Origin of the sequence: Streptomyces sp. NPDC048370 (assembly GCF_043200825.1) — a bacterium.
Classification (GTDB): domain Bacteria; phylum Actinomycetota; class Actinomycetes; order Streptomycetales; family Streptomycetaceae; genus Streptomyces.
The window spans coordinates 1-15,450 of sequence record NZ_JBICYI010000011.1; the positions used below are offsets into that span (position 1 = coordinate 1).

At 73.4% G+C, this 15,450-nt stretch carries 12 protein-coding genes and 5 tRNA genes; 6 read left to right on the forward strand and 11 right to left on the reverse strand.

What is annotated here, in order from left to right; genetic code table 11:
- Positions 1-91 precede the first annotated feature (91 nt).
- The 3 genes from ACGFYP_RS22930 to ACGFYP_RS22940 all read right to left on the reverse strand — a co-directional run bounded on the left by ACGFYP_RS22930 (position 92) and on the right by ACGFYP_RS22940 (position 2,911).
- Entirely contained in the window at positions 92-925 is an 834-nt protein-coding gene (locus ACGFYP_RS22930) for a GNAT family N-acetyltransferase (protein WP_393496537.1), read from the reverse strand.
- A 106-nt stretch (positions 926-1,031) separates the two neighbouring features.
- Positions 1,032-1,862, reverse strand: a complete 831-nt coding sequence (locus ACGFYP_RS22935) for an aminotransferase class IV (RefSeq protein WP_393496540.1) — start codon at positions 1,860-1,862, stop codon at positions 1,032-1,034.
- Positions 1,859-2,911: a chorismate-binding protein gene (locus ACGFYP_RS22940; protein ID WP_393496543.1), complete on the reverse strand. Its 1,053-nt coding sequence runs from the start codon at positions 2,909-2,911 to the stop codon at positions 1,859-1,861. Before ACGFYP_RS22940 ends, ACGFYP_RS22935 begins: the two co-directional genes overlap by 4 nt.
- Before the next feature lie 223 nt (positions 2,912-3,134).
- Here ACGFYP_RS22940 and ACGFYP_RS22945 point away from each other — a divergent pair.
- The 5 genes from ACGFYP_RS22945 (at position 3,135) to ACGFYP_RS22965 (ending at position 3,618) form a co-directional block, all read left to right on the forward strand.
- Positions 3,135-3,207: transfer RNA gene (locus ACGFYP_RS22945), tRNA-Gly, on the forward strand.
- A gap of 38 nt (positions 3,208-3,245) precedes the next feature.
- A tRNA-Cys gene (locus ACGFYP_RS22950) sits at positions 3,246-3,319 on the forward strand.
- A 1-nt stretch (position 3,320) separates the two neighbouring features.
- Positions 3,321-3,392: transfer RNA gene (locus ACGFYP_RS22955), tRNA-Val, on the forward strand.
- Between the two features lie 39 nt (positions 3,393-3,431).
- A tRNA-Val gene (locus tag ACGFYP_RS22960) sits at positions 3,432-3,503 on the forward strand.
- A 40-nt stretch (positions 3,504-3,543) separates the two neighbouring features.
- Positions 3,544-3,618: transfer RNA gene (locus ACGFYP_RS22965), tRNA-Val, on the forward strand.
- Between the two features lie 58 nt (positions 3,619-3,676).
- Here the strand turns inward: ACGFYP_RS22965 and ACGFYP_RS22970 are convergent.
- The 3 genes from ACGFYP_RS22970 to ACGFYP_RS22980 all read right to left on the reverse strand — a co-directional run bounded on the left by ACGFYP_RS22970 (position 3,677) and on the right by ACGFYP_RS22980 (position 5,470).
- A complete protein-coding gene (locus ACGFYP_RS22970; RefSeq protein ID WP_393496546.1) occupies positions 3,677-3,976 on the reverse strand; it encodes a zf-TFIIB domain-containing protein in 300 nt (99 codons plus the stop codon).
- Between the two features lie 40 nt (positions 3,977-4,016).
- Positions 4,017-4,964: a phosphotransferase family protein gene (locus ACGFYP_RS22975; protein WP_393496549.1), complete on the reverse strand. Its 948-nt coding sequence runs from the start codon at positions 4,962-4,964 to the stop codon at positions 4,017-4,019.
- A 338-nt stretch (positions 4,965-5,302) separates the two neighbouring features.
- The gene (locus tag ACGFYP_RS22980) at positions 5,303-5,470 is read right to left on the reverse strand and encodes a hypothetical protein (protein ID WP_361966593.1); all 168 of its coding nucleotides are present in this window, start codon (positions 5,468-5,470) and stop codon (positions 5,303-5,305) included.
- Between the two features lie 591 nt (positions 5,471-6,061).
- On the opposite strand from ACGFYP_RS22980, the gene ACGFYP_RS22985 reads away from it, so the two are divergent.
- Positions 6,062-7,198: a serine/threonine-protein kinase gene (locus ACGFYP_RS22985; RefSeq protein WP_393496554.1), complete on the forward strand. Its 1,137-nt coding sequence runs from the start codon at positions 6,062-6,064 to the stop codon at positions 7,196-7,198.
- A 40-nt stretch (positions 7,199-7,238) separates the two neighbouring features.
- Here ACGFYP_RS22985 and ACGFYP_RS22990 read toward each other — a convergent pair whose 3' ends face one another.
- The 5 genes from ACGFYP_RS22990 to ACGFYP_RS23010 all read right to left on the reverse strand — a co-directional run bounded on the left by ACGFYP_RS22990 (position 7,239) and on the right by ACGFYP_RS23010 (position 15,401).
- On the reverse strand, positions 7,239-8,057 hold the full coding sequence (locus ACGFYP_RS22990) for an RNA methyltransferase (RefSeq protein ID WP_361966589.1): 819 nt from the start codon (positions 8,055-8,057) through the stop codon (positions 7,239-7,241).
- An 85-nt stretch (positions 8,058-8,142) separates the two neighbouring features.
- Positions 8,143-9,393 carry a uroporphyrinogen-III C-methyltransferase gene (cobA, locus tag ACGFYP_RS22995; RefSeq protein ID WP_393496558.1) on the reverse strand — a complete coding sequence of 417 codons (1,251 nt, stop codon included), beginning with the start codon at positions 9,391-9,393 and terminating at the stop codon, positions 8,143-8,145.
- Between the two features lie 365 nt (positions 9,394-9,758).
- On the reverse strand, positions 9,759-13,181 hold the full coding sequence (gene cobT / locus ACGFYP_RS23000) for a nicotinate-nucleotide--dimethylbenzimidazole phosphoribosyltransferase (RefSeq protein WP_393496561.1): 3,423 nt from the start codon (positions 13,179-13,181) through the stop codon (positions 9,759-9,761).
- 305 nt (positions 13,182-13,486) lie between these two features.
- Positions 13,487-14,695: a precorrin-6y C5,15-methyltransferase (decarboxylating) subunit CbiE gene (gene cbiE / locus ACGFYP_RS23005; RefSeq protein ID WP_393496564.1), complete on the reverse strand. Its 1,209-nt coding sequence runs from the start codon at positions 14,693-14,695 to the stop codon at positions 13,487-13,489.
- Positions 14,696-14,765: 70 nt separating this feature from the next.
- Positions 14,766-15,401: a GNAT family N-acetyltransferase gene (locus ACGFYP_RS23010; protein WP_393496567.1), complete on the reverse strand. Its 636-nt coding sequence runs from the start codon at positions 15,399-15,401 to the stop codon at positions 14,766-14,768.
- Positions 15,402-15,450 lie beyond the last annotated feature (49 nt).

Genomic DNA, 15,450 nt, shown 5'->3' on the forward strand with positions numbered 1-15,450 from the left:
ACGACAACGCGGCTGGGGGTGCCCCCTGCTCGAAGAGCTTGGGGGAGCGGTGCCAGGGCCCGCGAGCCCGGCATGATCCAAACGAAAGGCCCTAGAGCAGCGGCTTGTAGCTGTTGACGTGCGTCGTCCGGTAGCCGAGCGAGGTGTAGAGCCGGATCGCCGGGGTGTTGCCCGCGAAGACATGCAGTCCGAGCAGGCGATCCCCGCCGCCGAGCGCGACCCGCTCGGCGACCAGCATCAGGGCCCGGCCGTAGCCGCGGCCCCGGTGGCCCTCGGCGACCGCGATGCCGTAGACGTAGCTCCCCTGGACGCCCGGCTCCAGCTCGCGGGCGGCCGTCCAGACGTGACCGACGGTCTCCCCGTCCCGTACCGCCACGTTGATCGCCGTACCCGGCGAGTCCAGGCCGTCGGGCAGCAGCAGCCGGTGGGCGGCATCGGACCTGGTGCGGGCCCGGTCCTCGGGGACGCCCCGCGCGGCCCAGCTCCGCGCGTAGCTCGCCCGGGCGTTCACCTCCCAGGGCCCGAACTCGGCGTCCGTCATCGGGCGGACCTCGATGTCGGACGGCAGCGCGGGCGGCTCGGCCGGGAGTTCCTTGATCATGTTCCTGCCGCGCTCGGTGTAGCCGAGCACCTCCGCCATGCGCAGCGCCGCCTCCGCCGCCACCGGTACGGAGATCTGGACCTCACCGCAGCCCCAGCCGCGCAGCACCTCCTCGGCGGCGAGCGCGGCGACCGTGCCCCGGCCCCGGCGTCGGTCCTTCTCGTCGATACCCAGGGCCGCGATCACCCCGGATCCGGTGCCGGGGGCGGCCGCCAGGCGCACGGAACCGACACGACGGCTGTTCACGCACACGTCGTAGGTGCGTGAACGTCCGCCGTCCGGGGTCTGCTGAAGCGGCACGGTCGGCCGCAGGGTGGTGGTCATCACGGGTGTTCTACCCACGCCACGGCACTACGTCATCCGGTTTTGCTGTCATCCGGTTCCGCGGTCGTCCGGTCTTGCGGTCGACCGCTTCCGCGGTCATGCGGATTCAGGCGAGGCGCGGGTCCCGGTCCGCCGCCGCGCGCTCGTCGAAGATCCGCATCGCCTTGGCCGTCACCGGTCCCGGCGCGGGGAGGGACTCCCGGCCGTCGACCCGGTGCACGGCCTGGACGTCACGGAGGGTCGAGGTCAGGAAGATCTCGTCGGCGCTCTCCAGTACGTCCAGCGGCAGATCGGTCTCCACCGCCCCCGTCCACTCGACCGCGAGGGCGCGGGTGATGCCCGCCAGGCAGCCGGAGGAGACGGGCGGGGTGTGGATCCGGCCGTCGAGCACGACGAAGACGTTGGAGCCCGTGCCCTCGCAGAGCTGCCCGACCGTGTTGGCGAACAGCGCCTCGGAGGCGCCCTGTTCGCGCGCCCTGGCGAGGGCGACGACGTTCTCGGCGTACGAGGTGGTCTTCAGGCCGGTGAGCGCCCCGCGCTCGTTGCGGGTCCAAGGGACCGTGATCACGGCGGTGGAGTCGGGGCGCCGCCCCGTCTCGCCGAGCCCCACGACGAGGCTGGCTCCCTCGTCGCCGCGCTCGGAGCCGAGCGGGGAGAGCCCACCGGTGTACGTGATGCGGAGCCGGCCGAGCTCCATCGGGTTGGCCTCGAGGACCGCGGCGCAGGCACGGCGGACCTCGTCGAGGTCGGGGTCGGGCAGACCCAGGCCGCGTGCGGAGCGGGTGAGCCGCTCCAGGTGGAGGGTGAGGGCGAAGGTCCCGCCGCGCTCGGCCTTGACCGTCTCGAAGACGCCGTCGCCGACGGTCAGCCCGTGGTCCAGGACGGACACCCGGGCTTCCTCAGCGTCGCGCAGTCCGCCGTTGACCCACAGTTTCATCGCGATATGGCCTTTCCGCTCGCCTCGTACGCGCCCGACGCTACCGCCAGGAGCCGGGACGCCTTCAACTCGGTCTCCGCCCACTCACGCTCGGGGTCCGAGCCCCAGGTGATGCCGGCCCCTGTGCCGAAGCGCAGGACGCCCTCGGGGCGGTCGATCCAGAAGGTCCTTATGCCGACGGCCAGCTCGGCGGTACGACGGTCGGCGTCGACCCAGCCGATGCCTCCGCAGTAGGGGCCGCGCGGGGTGGTCTCCAGGGCCTCGATGATCCGCAGCGCGCTCGACTTCGGGGCGCCCGTGACGGATCCGGGCGGGAAGGTCGCGGCGAGCAGCTCCGGCCAGCCCGCCTTCTCGCCGAGCTCGCCGCGCACGGTGGAGACGAGGTGGACCAGGCCCGGGTGGGGCTCGACGGCGCAGAGCTCGGGGACGGTGACCGAGCCGGTCGCGCAGACCCGGCCGAGGTCGTTCCGTACGAGGTCCACGATCATCACGTTCTCGGCGTGGTCCTTCTCCAGCAGGTCCTCGGCGGTGCGACCGGTGCCCTTGATCGGCCCCGACTCGACGGTGCGGCCCGTACGGCGCAGATAGAGCTCGGGGGACGCGGTGGCGATCTCCACCCCGTGCCCGGGCAGCCGAATCGTTCCGGCGTACGGGGCGGGGTTGCCGCGGGCCAGCAGCGCGGTGAGGGCGTCGACGTCGGCGGCGCGGGGGTCGGGCAGCGGCGCGGACATCACACGGCAGAGATTGGCCTGATAGACCTCGCCGCGCGCGATGTGCTCCCGGATGCGACGGACGCCCGCGGTGTACGCGGCGCGGTCGAGCGAGGACGTCCAGTCACCGGCACCGGGACCGCGCCAGGCGCCCGGGACGGGTGCGGGTACGGGGTCACTCCGTACGTCACCGAAGCGGGCGCAGGTCAGACGGCCCTCGAAGTCCGCGGAGACGGCCCAGAAGCCGGCGGAGTCCAGGGCCGCGGGATCGCTGGTGACATCCCGTAGGTCGGTCGCGACGAGGCCGCCGAAGCGGGCCAGGGGAGCAAGGTCGTGCACGGATCGAGTCTAGGGCGGGCTCGGAGGCCGGCGCGGAACACCGACCGGGGGACGGCCGGCTGCCACCTCGGGGACACGGGGAGTGAACGTCACGGGAACCCTCTCCGGCGGCCCGGCTCCGTGTGCGGCTCAGCACGCTGCGGAAACGCGTTTTTGTGCTGGCCCAGGAATCCGCTAGAGTTCAACACGTCGCCGGGACGCGCAAGCGAAACGGAAACGACAAGCGGACGTGGCTCAGTTGGTAGAGCATCACCTTGCCAAGGTGAGGGTCGCGAGTTCGAATCTCGTCGTCCGCTCGATGTGGGGGATCTTCCCGAACCCCTGTTTCACTCCTGGTGGAGTGGCCGAGAGGCGAGGCAACGGCCTGCAAAGCCGTCTACACGGGTTCAAATCCCGTCTCCACCTCCAAGCGCGATTAGCTCAGCGGGAGAGCGCTTCCCTGACACGGAAGAGGTCACTGGTTCAATCCCAGTATCGCGCACGCAGAACAACCGAAGATCCGGTCCGCATGGACCGTCCCGCGCGATTAGCTCAGCGGGAGAGCGCTTCCCTGACACGGAAGAGGTCACTGGTTCAATCCCAGTATCGCGCACGCAGCAACACCCTGGTCCTGTATGGTTTGGGACCGTCCCGCGCGATTAGCTCAGCGGGAGAGCGCTTCCCTGACACGGAAGAGGTCACTGGTTCAATCCCAGTATCGCGCACCATCCGACGGAGCCCCCGGTCGCCTCTCGCGACCGGGGGCTTCTTCGTACCCGCTCCTCGTCAGGAGGAGAAGAGCATCCGGCCGAAGCCGCGCTGGCGGTGGTGACCGCCGTGACCCCCGTGGTGGCCACCGTGGTGCTGCGGGGCGCCCCAGGCGGGCGCGGCGGGGGCGCCCTGCGCCGGGTAGGCCGGCGGGGCGGGCGGGGGCGGGGCCTGCTGCACCCACTGGGACTCGAGCCGGGTCAGGGACTCCAGCTCGCCGTAGTCGAGGAATATCCCGCGGCAGCCGCTGCACTGCTCGATCTGGACGCCGTTGCGGTTGTACGTGTGCATCGCTGCGTGGCACTTGGGACACTGCATGCTCGGCTCAACTCCCTGCCGTTCGAATGGTGCTTTCAGCTTATGGGGACGCGGGCCGGGCCAACTCGGTTCGGAGTGAGCCGATTCGGGCGCAGGTGTCGATCATCACTTCCTCGACCTCGTCCAGGAGGCGGCGCTCGGCGGTGGACTTGGCGAGGGCGAGCGCGGCGGTCTGGACGGTCAGGGCGCGGGCGGGGACGTCGAGTTGGGCCCAGGGGTCGGGGGCGTGCGCGTCGACGGCCGGTCCGCCGGCCTCGCGGTACGCGTCGAGGAAGCGGGACCAGACGTCCGGAGGCAGGATGCCGGCCGCGAACCAGGCGGCGGGGCGGGCCAGGTCCCAGGCGGGGTCGCCGAGGCCGAGGTCGTCCACGTCGATGAGCACCCAGGGGGCGCCGGGCACCCGGGGGTCGCGTACGAGCTGGCCCAGGTGGAAGTCGCCGTGGCAGAGGAGCGGACGGTCCGCCGGCTCCTCGGGGAGGGTGCGCCAGGCACGGAGCACGGTCTCGACGGCGGGACGGGGCGCGCCGGACCGACGCATCCGCTCGACGGCGAGCGCGGCCTTCACGGGGGCGCGCATGGGCGGGACCGGGAGGTGGCCTGGCGCCGGGGTCCGGTGGAGCCGGGCGAGGAGCCGCGCGGCGTCCTCCCAGGGGGCGGCGTCGGGATCGGCGGGGTCCACGGGGGTGCCGTAGGGCCAGACGGTGAGGGGGCGGGGGGTGTGGGGGTCGTCCGGGTCGTGGGGGTGGGGTGGGAGGAGGACCCCGTCCAGGTCGCGGAGTCCGGCGACGGCGATCCGGGTCCGGTGCGCGGGGATGTCGGTGCCGGGGGCGTGGGCCTTGACGACGACGGCGCCGTGCCGGACGACGGTGCCGTCGTCACGATCGGCGAGCACGGTGGTGGCGTCCGGGGCGCACGGGCACGCCGGGTCGGCCAGGTGCGCGGCGCTGCGCGCGAGGGCGCTGAGCTGTTCGAGTTCGGCGGGCTCCACCCGGGGAGCGTACGCGCTGCGGCCGTGGGCTCGGGGGGCCTCTCCCCCACCCCGCCCCTTCCCGAAACCCTGCCGGGGGCTGGTGGGGGTGGGGTTACCGGGGCTTCGCCCCCGGGCACGGCCAGCGGCAGCTTCGCGCCGCCAGGTGGGCGTCGTTGGACGGTGCGGGTGTCGTGTCGAGTGGACCTCGGGCGTGGGGCCCTGCCTGGAAAAGCGCGAGGGCCGGTCAGCTCCCCAGCTGACCGGCCGCACGCTGCCGTCCGCCGCACCCCCGTCCCCACGGGGTTGTTGGCCGGATGTCCCCGACCCGGGCCGCTCTCCCGGGTCCGGGGCGCCGCTCAGCGCCCCAGCATCACGCCCACGGACGACGCCTGTGTGACCACTGCGTCCCAGCCGCCGAAGACGACGACCAGCAGGGTCGCGAGAGGGAGGACCATGGCGGTCGCCACCAGGGGGTGGCGGCGGCCCGAAGGACGGGTGGTGATCCGCGATGCCGGGTACGCCATGGTTCCTCTCCTGTCGTGTTGGCAGCGGCGGGTGTCTGACCTCGGGGGACGAGTGCTGCACCCGCCGCTTGACTTCAACACTAGGGACCCGGCACCGCCCGGACGTCATGCCCGCGTACCGATTACCGGGCCTACGGGAGGATGACGCGTACCCCCATGGCGTACTCCCCAGGGTGGAGAGGCCGGTCCGGGAATGAGGGTCTTCCCGGAGGGGGTTCGGCCTGCCGTGACGTGGGGCGTCCCGAGGACCACGCCCTCGCGCGTGACTTCGCTCACTTTCGCCCCTTCTCGCCGTACCGCCGCCGCCCCCCTGCGGACCAGCCCGTCGGCCACCACTGCGTGCCTCCGCGCCGTGTCCCCCGCGCCCGCGACCCTCTCCACGCGGTCACCCTTCAGGCTCCGAATACCCCTTCTGCGATTGGATGTTGGAGAATCCTGTGCTCCGGACGGGTCGATCCGTCCGTGTTCTGACCAACCCTCAAGTGTCCTCCCCAGCACTGACAATCGATCCCCTGGCGAGGGCGCGGCCTATGAGCACACCGGGGCGTCAATACGTAAGCTGTGCCACGTCGAACGGACGAGGGGACGGACATGGCGATGATGCGGCTCCGGCGCGAGGATCCGCGGATCGTCGGGTCGTTCCGGCTCCACCGCCGGCTCGGGGCCGGCGGGATGGGGGTCGTGTACCTCGGATCCGACCGGCGGGGGCAGCGGGTGGCGCTGAAGGTGATCCGGCCGGATCTGGCCGAGGACCAGGAGTTCCGTTCGCGGTTCGCCCGTGAGGTCTCCGCCGCCCGGCGGATCCGGGGCGGCTGTACGGCCCGGCTCGTCGCCGCCGACCTGGAGGCCGACCGCCCCTGGTTCGCCACCCAGTACGTGCCCGGCCCCTCCCTGCACGACCGGGTCGCCGAAGAGGGTCCGCTGCGCGCCGCCGACGTCGCCTCGATCGGGGCCGCGCTCTCGGAGGGCCTGGTCGCCGTCCACGAGGCGGGCGTCGTGCACCGGGACCTCAAGCCGTCGAACATCCTGCTGTCCCCCAAGGGCCCCCGGATCATCGACTTCGGCATCGCCTGGGCCACCGGCGCGAGCACCCTCACCCACGTGGGCACCGCCGTCGGCTCCCCCGGCTTCCTCGCGCCCGAGCAGGTGCGGGGCGCGGCCGTCACCCCGGCGACGGACGTCTTCTCGCTCGGCGCCACCCTGGCGTACGCGGCGATGGCGGACTCGCCCTTCGGGCACGGCAGTTCCGAGGTCATGCTCTACCGGGTGGTGCACGAGGAGCCGCAGCTGAACGGCGTACCGGACGCCCTTGCCCCCCTCGTACGGGCCTGTCTGGCCAAGGATCCCGAGGACCGTCCCAGCACCCTGCAGCTGTCCATGCGGCTCAAGGAGATCGCCGCACGCGAGGCCCAGGGGCTGCCCGCCGCCCGTCCCCCGGTGCAACGGGAGCGTACGGAGCAGTCGACCGGCAGCCGTCCGACGGAGCGGTACACCGAGCGCACCACCGACTCCCGGCCGCCGTCCCCGTCACGTACCGGCGGCCGGTCCGCGCCGCAGTCCCGACCCAACGGGCGTCCCACGCCCTCCCGGCCCGGCGGTGCGCGCACCACCTCGACCGGGCGGCGGCCCGCCAATCCTCGGCTGCTGCGTCAGCGGCTCTTCGTTTTCGTTGTGGTGACGCTCGTTGTCGCGCTGGGGATTGCCGCCGCGCAGGCCCTTCAGGGGTAGGCGGTAGGCCGTAGGCCGTAACGTCCAGCTGGGCTGGGGGTCAGTCCTGCGGGCGGCCGCTCGCCACCGCGTAGAAGGCCACCGCCGCCGCCGCGCCCACGTTGAGCGAGTCGACCCCGTGCGCCATCGGGATGCGGACCCACTCGTCCGCGGCTCGCAGCGCCTGGGTCGACAGGCCGTCGCCCTCCGCGCCGAGCATCAGCGCCGCCCGCTCCAGCTTGTGCGGGGCCGCCACGTCGATCGGGGAGGCCTTCTCGTCGGGGGTGAGGGCCAGCAGCTTGAAGCCCGCCTCCCGTACCGCCTCCAGGCCACGCGGCCAGGTCTCCAGACGGGCGTACGGGACCGAGAAGACCGCGCCCATGGAGACCTTCACCGACCGGCGGTACAGCGGGTCCGCGCAGTCCGGGGAGAGGATCACCGCGTCCATGCCGAGCGCGGCCGCGCTACGGAAGATGGCGCCGATGTTGGTGTGGTCGTTGACCGACTCCATCACGGCGACCCGACGGGCCTGGCGGAGCAGGTCCTCCGCGCTCGGCAGCGGCTTGCGCTGCATGGAGGCGAGGGCGCCGCGGTGCACGTGGTAGCCGGTGACGCGCTCGGCGAGCTCCGGCTGCACCGCGTACACGGGAGCCGGGACCTCGTCGATGACGTCGCGCATGACATCGACCCACTTGGCGGAGAGCAGCATCGACCGCATCTCGTACCCGGCCTGCCGGGCCCGGCGGATGACCTTCTCGCCCTCGGCGATGAACAGGCCCTCGGCGGGCTCGCGCCTGCGGCGCAGCTCCACGTCGGTCAGGCCGGTGTAGTCGCGCAGGCGCGGGTCGTCGGGGTCGTCGATCGTGATGAGTTCGGCCACGTGGTGATACTGCCTTGTCCGGGGTGCGGTGCCAATGTGTGCGACGCGGGGGGAGGGTGCGGGGGGTGGGGAGGGTGCGGGGGGGCTAGCGCGTCAGCTTGTCGGGGCTCTCCTTGACCACGTCGCCGATCACGATGACGGCCGGCGGGCGGACCTCCTGGGCCACCACCGTCTCCGCCACCGTGGCCAGCGTGGCGTCGACACGGCGCTGCGTGGCCGTGGTGCCCTCCTGGACCAGGGCGAGCGGGGTCTCGGGGGACTTGCCGTGCGCGATCAGCGCCTCGGCGATCTTCCCGATCTTGTCGACGCCCATCAGGATCACCAGCGTGCCGGTGAGCTTGGCGAGCGACGCCCAGTCGACGAGGGAACGCGGGTCGTCGGGCGCCACATGGCCGCTGACGACGGTGAACTCGTGTGCCACTCCGCGGTGCGTGACCGGGATGCCGGCCGCGCCCGGGACGGAGATCGAGCTGGAGATGCCGGGAACGACCGTGCACGCGATGCCCTCCGCCGCCAGCGCCTGGGCCTCCTCCATGCCCCGGCCGAAGACGAACGGGTCGCCGCCCTTGAGCCGTACGACCGACTTGCCGGCCTTGGCGTGCTCGATCAGCGCGTTGTTGATGGCCTCCTGCGCCATGAAGCGGCCGTACGGGATCTTCGCCGCGTCGATCACCTCGACGTGCGGCGGGAGCTCGGCGAGGAGGTCGCGGGGGCCCAGGCGGTCGGCGATGACCACGTCGGCCTCCGCGAGCAGTCGGCGGCCGCGGACCGTGATCAGGTCGGGGTCGCCGGGGCCGCCGCCGACCAGGGCGACGAAGTTGGTGCGGGTGCGGCGCGCGGGGGCGGCGATCGAGCCGTCCCGGAGGCCCTCGACGATCGCGTCGCGCACGGCGGCGGAGCGGCGGGGGTCGTGGCCGGTCAGTACGGCGACGGTGACGCCCTCGCTGCGGCCGGTGGCCGGGGTCCAGGCGGTGGCCGCGTCGGCGTCGTCGGAGCGCACGCACCAGGTCTTCGTACGCTCGGCCTCGGCGGAGGCGGCCGCGTTGGCGACGGGGTCGCTGGTGGCGACGAGTGCGTACCAGGCGTCGGCGATGTCCCCGTCCTCGTAGCGTCGCTTGACCCACGTGATCTCGCCGGTCTCGGCCATCGCTTCGACGGAGGGGGTCGCGGAGGGCGAGATGAGGGTGATCGCCGCGCCGGCCGCGATCAGGGCCGGGAGTCGGCGCTGGGCGACCTGGCCGCCGCCGAGGACGATGACGCGGCGGCCGGAGAGGCGGAGCCCTACGGGGTAGGCGGGGTGCGCTGCGTGCGCGGCGTGCGGCACGGTCTCGGCCATGGGTGTGCGGCTCCTCGGAGGGGCGGGGTTGCTGGCCGCTGCGGCGGTGAAGCGGCTGGTGGGGCGGCTGGTGGGGCCGGTCGCTGGGGCCGGGGGGCCGGTCGCGGGGCCCGGTGCGGTGCGCTGATGTCCACGATATCGGTCACCGGGGGTGGGCGACCTGTGACGCATGTCCCTCGCGCCGTTGTCGGTGCCGTGGGGGCCGCTCCGGGTCCGCGTTCGGGACTGCATGATTTACGGCGCGCAGAGGACCCTGTAGGCGGCGCTCTCGCGCGCCACAAATCACGCTTTACGTCCCGAACACGGACCCTGCGCGACCCCCACTCCCGTGGGAGTGGGGGCGGGGCACGCGGGGGCTGCTGCTTCTACTTCTCCGTCACGCCTGCCGAATCGAAGGTCGCCACCTCGTGCATCGCACGGGCCGCGCTCTGGACCACGGGGAGGGCGAGGAGGGCACCGGTGCCCTCGCCGAGGCGGAGGTCGAGGTCGACCAGGGGGCGCAGGCCCAGCTTGTTGAGGGCCGCGACGTGGCCCGGCTCCGCGCTGCGGTGGCCGGCGATGCAGGCCGCCAGGGACTCGGGCGCGATCGCCCGGGCGACCAGCGCCGCCGCACCCGTGGAGACACCGTCGAGGACGACCGGGACGCGCAGCGAGGCCGCGCCCAGGATCATGCCGACGATGGCCGCGTGCTCAAGGCCGCCGATGGCCGAGAGGACTCCGATGGGGTCCGCCGGGTCCGGCTGGTGGAAGTCCAGGGCGCGGCGGACCACGTCCACCTTCCGCGCGTGCATCTCGTCGTTGATGCCCGTGCCGCGTCCGGTCACCTCGACCGGGTCGACGCCCGTGTAGACGGAGATCAACGCGGCGGACGCGGTGGTGTTCGCGATGCCCATCTCGCCGGTGAGGAGGGCCTTGTTGCCCGCCGCCACGAGGTCGCGGGCCGTCTCGATGCCCACCTCGATCGCCGCCAGGACCTCTTCGCGGGTCATGGCGAGGCCTGTGGTGAAGTCGCCCGTACCGGCTCGGACCTTGCGCGGCAGGAGGCCCGGCGTCGCCGGGAGGTCGGAGGCGACGCCTACGTCGATCACGCAGACCTCGGCGCCCACCTGGTTGGCGAACGCGTTGCAGACCGCTCCCCCGCCGAGGAAGTTCGCGACCATCTGGCCGGTCACCTCCTGGGGCCACGCGGTGACGCCCTGGGCGTGCACGCCGTGGTCACCCGCGAAGATCGCGACGGCGGCCGGTTCGGGGATGGGGGGCGGGCACATCCGGGAGAGGCCGGAGAGCTGCGCGGAGATGATCTCCAGCATGCCCAGGGCCCCGGCCGGCTTGGTCATGCGCTTCTGCCGCTCCCACGCCTCGCCGAGCGCCTTGGCGTCCAGCGGGCGGATGTTGGCGACGGTCTCCTGGAGCAGGTCGTGCGGCTCCTCGCCGGGCAGCGCGCGGCGGCCGTACGTCTCCTCGTGGACGACCCAGGACAGCGGGCGGCGCTTGGACCAGCCCGCCTGCATCAGCTCGGGCTCCTCGGGGAACTCGTCGACGTAACCCACGCACAGGTACGCGACCACTTCGAGGTGCTCGGGCAGGCCGAGGGCGCGCACCATCTCGCGCTCGTCGAAGAAGCTGACCCAGCCGACGCCGAGGCCCTCGGCGCGGGCGGCGAGCCAGAGGTTCTCGACGGCGAGGGCCGAGGAGTACGGGGCCATCTGCGGCTGCGTGTAGCGGCCCAGGGTGTGCCGGCCGCCCCGCGTCGGGTCGGCGGTCACCACGATGTTGACCGGGGTGTCGAGGATGGCCTCGATCTTCAGTTCCTTGAACTGCTTCGCCCGCGCCTTGGGCAGCGACTTGGCGTAGGCCTCGCGTTGGCGCTGGGCGAGTTCGTGCATGGTCCGGCGGGTCTCGGCGGACCGGATGACGACGAAGTCCCAGGGCTGGGAGTGGCCCACGCTGGGGGCCGTGTGGGCCGCCTCCAGGACGCGGAGCAGCACCTCGTGCGGGATCGGGTCGGAGCGGAAGCCGTTGCGGATGTCGCGACGCTCGCGCATGACCCGCAGCACGGCCTCGCGCTCGGCGTCGTCGTAGGCGGGTGCCGGCGCGCCGACCGAATCGGCGGATTCGGCGGATTCAGCGGATTCGACGGATTCGACGGATTCGACGGATTCGACGGATTCGACGGATTCGATGGAGATGACCGAATCTACGGAATCCACCGGATCCACGGAATCCACGGAATCCACGGAATCTACGGCGAGGGGTTCCGCGGTCACGGGTTCCGCGGTGGCGGGTTCCGCGGTCACGGGTGCCTCTGCGGCCGGTTCCTCCGCGATGAGTTCGTCGACCGTGGGTTCCGCCACGGCGAGATCCTCGGCTACGAGGTCCTCGGTGACGGGTTCCGCTTCGACGGACTCTTCCAGGGCCGGAGCCGTCGTCTCCGGCTCCGTGACGGTCGGCTCGGCGACGGGTGCTGCCGGAACGGCGAGTTCCTCGGCCGCGGGCTCCTGGGCCACGGGCTCGGCCGCGGGTTCCTCGGCAACCGGGGCCGGTTCGGCGGCGGGCTCTTCGGCCACGGCGACCGGTTCGGGCGCGACGGGCTCTGCCAGGGGCTCCTCCGTGGGAGGCTCCTCAGCCGGTGTCTCCTCGATCAGCTCGGCCTGCTCCACGGCGGGTTCGACGGCCTCGGGCTCCGGCGACGCCTCGGCGGCGGGCTCCTCGACCGGCGGTACGGGGACGGCGGCGGTCGGGCCGCCGTCGCGCGGCGCCGGTACTACGGCGGGGGCGTCCTCCACGGGAGCAACGGGAGCCGCAGGAACAACGGGCTCCTCGGGCGCCTCGGCGACCGGCTCCTCCGGCACAGGCGTGGGTGCCAGGTGCGGGGTCGTCGGGACCGTGCCCTCGACCGGGACGAACTGGCCGACCGTTTCTGCGGGCACCGGCTGCTGCTGCACGGGCTCCTGGGGCTGCGGGTCCCACGGCACGGCGCCCTGCGGCGGGGCCTCGCCGAGCTGGGGCGCGACCGGCGCGGCCGGCTGCTCCTGCGGGATGTCGAGGTACTCGGGGCCGGTGGTCGGCGGGCCCGCGACCCGGGTCGGCATCGGCGCGGGCGCCGTCGCGGCGACCGGGGTGGCGACGGGCATGGGCGCGGGCGCCGGGGCGGCGGCGGGGCCTCGGTCGGCGAGGGAGCGGACGACTCCGCCGTTGTCGGGGACCGGCGGGCCCAGGTGCAGCGGGCGGCGGGCGGGCGGCGGGGTCGCGGCCGCGGCAGGCGGAGGGACGCGTACGCCCCCGAGGTCGACGGAACCGGAGTCGCGGCCGGCGGCCTCGTGGGCGCCGGTGTCCAGGATCCCGGGCTCGTACCCGTGGTCGGTCACGACCTCGGCCCCGACCGGCACGCCGTGCGCGGGGGTCGAGACGGACGGCAGGGGCACGCCGTGGGCCGGGGTGGCGATGGGCTCGTGGGCGACCGGCGCGGGCGGGGTCATCGGGGTCTGGGCGGCGAGGGCGTCCGCGATCGGTCCGGCCAGCGGGTCCGTGAGCGGGTCGCCGACCGGCGGCCGGCCCGGCATCATCCCGGGGGCCGGGACCGCGACGGGCGGCGCACCGAGGGCGCCCGGCTGGTGCTCGCTCCAGGCGCCCTGGGCGCCCGGCATCAGGAGCAGGTCGTCGTCCTCGGCTGCGTTCTCGGAGGGGTCCAGGAAGGTGTACGCGCCCGGAGCGGGGATGCCCGGCTGCTCGACCATGCCTGCGTTCTCCGGCAGCCCCTCGCCGGGGACCTGGCCGGTGTCCGTCATGCGTACCCCTCGCCCATCGCTTGTGTTCCTTCAGACCTTCGCCCGTCAACAAGAACGAGCGTGCGCGCCGTGCGGCACGAATGACGCGCGGGCACCCCAGCATTGTCGCGGCCATCGGCCGTCGTGACAGGCGGATCCGCCACGGTTTGCTGTGGACTGCGCCACGTCGCGCGTCCCCCCGTTGCCCCGTACCACATCAGGGGCCCTACTGGGCCCCTCTGTCCGGACATTGGCGAACAAAACACCGAAGCGCCGGGTGCGGTACAACGATCGGCCAGCCTACCTGGCCCGATGCGGCGGCATGATCAGGGGGCGCGGTCGATCCGGCGCCCGGAGAGCAGGAAGACGACGGTGCGCTCGCGCTCCGACCAGTCGCCCGGGTCGAGGCCGACGCTCTGCAGCAGGGCGCATTCGACGTCGTAGCCGCCGTCGGCGAGGGCCGCTCCGATGGCCTCGGCCTCGTCGCGGGTGGAGGCGTGGGTGACGATCCGTTCGGGCCTGCGGTCGGTGCAGGCGGTGACGACGGGGACGCCGCCGCCCCCGATCCGTACGACGTCGGGTTCGGGCAGCCGTTCCAGGACGTGCGGGGCGCGGCCGCGTACGGCCTGGAGCTGGACGCCGTGTCGGCGGGCGGCCGCCTCCGTGCGGGCGCAGGCCTGCGGGTCGGCGTCCACGGCGATGACGGCGGCGCCGAAGCGGGCGGCCTCGACGGCGAGGGCTCCGCCGCCGCAGCCGATGTCCCAGACGAGGTCGCCGACGCGGGGGCCGAGGCGGGCGAGCTGGCCGGCGCGCAGGGTGTGGTCCTCGCCGCTGCCGCCCCGTGCGGCGGCCGGCTCGTCCGGGGGCAGGGCCCAGCCGCGTACGGACGGGGTCTCCTGGCCCATGAGCCAGCCGCCGGGCGGGGCTCCGGCGGTGCCGCCGATGACGATGACGACGTTGGGGTCGCGCCAGACGTGGTCGGCGGCCTTGTCGGAGGTGAGGACCGTGACCTGTTCGCGGTCGGTGCCGAGCTCCTCGCAGATGACGAAGGTGCGGTGGACGCCTTCGAGGAGGAGGGCGAGTTCGGCGGGTCCCGCGCCGGGCGAGGTGAGGACGGCGACCTTGGGGTGGGCGCGGCAGACGTTGACGGCGCGGCGCAGGGTGCGCTGGTGGGCGACGACGATCCGGGCGTCGTCCCAGGGCATGCCGGCCCGGGCGAAGGCGGCGGCGACGGAGGAGACGGCGGGGACGACCTCGACCTCCAGGCCGTGCTCGGGGGCGCGCAGGGTGCGCACGACGCCGAAGAAGCCGGGGTCGCCGTCGGCGAGGACGACGGCGGTGCCGCGGTGTCCCGCGATGCGGCGGGCGGCGAGGTCGACGCTGCCGAGGCGGATCCTTTCCGCGGTGGGAGGGACCTCGGGCAGTGCGAGGTGGTGCGCGGCGCCCGCCACGAGCGTGGCGGCGGAGAGCGCGGACCGGGCCGCTGCGGTGAGGGGCGAGCCGTCCCAGCCGATCACCGTGACCCGGTCGGCCATCGTCGTCTGTCTCCTGAGGTCTTGTCGCAGGTCGGGGGCGTGTCGAGGGTACCCGGCATCGGTTGCGGGCTCAGCTCCAGTCGGTGAAGGAGGAGTATCCGGCCTCCGCCATCTGGTCGGCGACGCCTTCGAGGTCCTCGGGGAGCAGGCCCCAGACGATGAAGTCGGTGCGCAGGTCGGCCCAGGTGCCGTCCTCGGTGCGGGTGCGGGCTATGCAGGCACCTCTGAGGACGCCCTCGCTGATGCAGCCGATCTTCTGGGCGACCTGCTGGGAGGCGGTGTTGTCGGCGGCGGTGCGCAGCTCGATGCGTTCGAAGCCCTGGTCGCCGAAGAGCCATTGGGCGGTGGCGAGGGCGGCCTCGGTGGCGTACCCCTCGCCGCGGGCCCAGGGGGCGACGATGTAGGAGATCTCGGTGGAGCGGACGTGCCAGTTGGTGTGGGTGAGCTGGATGACGCCCACCAGGCGCTGGGTGAGGAACTCGGTGACGGCGAGGTCGAGGCCTCGGCCGGCGGTGCGCTCCGTGGGGGCGTGCTCGGTGATCCAGCGGCGGGCGGCGTCCTCGGTGTAGGGCTGGGGGACGGCGGTCCAGGCGGCGACCATCTCGTCGTTCATCATCTCGGCGAGGGCGGGGGCGTCCACCTCTTCGAGCGCGCGCAGCACCAACCGGTCCGTGTTGATGGAGATGTCCGGAAAGGTGGTAGTCATGCGCAGCTCCATGCCGTGGACCGTCCGAATCGACCGTGAACGCACAGCA

Bases quoted from the DNA above. Each gene is read 5' to 3' on its own strand.
- ACGFYP_RS23010 (WP_393496567.1), bottom strand. From the start codon at position 15,401: ATGACTACCACCTTTCCGGACATCTCCATCAACACGGACCGGTTGGTG.
- ACGFYP_RS22970 (WP_393496546.1), bottom strand. From the start codon at position 3,976: ATGCAGTGTCCCAAGTGCCACGCAGCGATGCACACGTACAACCGCAAC.
- cobT (WP_393496561.1), bottom strand. From the start codon at position 13,181: ATGACGGACACCGGCCAGGTCCCCGGCGAGGGGCTGCCGGAGAACGCA.
- ACGFYP_RS22935 (WP_393496540.1), bottom strand. From the start codon at position 1,862: ATGAAACTGTGGGTCAACGGCGGACTGCGCGACGCTGAGGAAGCCCGG.
- ACGFYP_RS22985 (WP_393496554.1), top strand. From the start codon at position 6,062: ATGGCGATGATGCGGCTCCGGCGCGAGGATCCGCGGATCGTCGGGTCG.
- ACGFYP_RS22980 (WP_361966593.1), bottom strand. From the start codon at position 5,470: ATGGCGTACCCGGCATCGCGGATCACCACCCGTCCTTCGGGCCGCCGC.
- ACGFYP_RS22930 (WP_393496537.1), bottom strand. From the start codon at position 925: ATGACCACCACCCTGCGGCCGACCGTGCCGCTTCAGCAGACCCCGGAC.
- cbiE (WP_393496564.1), bottom strand. From the start codon at position 14,695: ATGGCCGACCGGGTCACGGTGATCGGCTGGGACGGCTCGCCCCTCACC.
- cobA (WP_393496558.1), bottom strand. From the start codon at position 9,393: ATGGCCGAGACCGTGCCGCACGCCGCGCACGCAGCGCACCCCGCCTAC.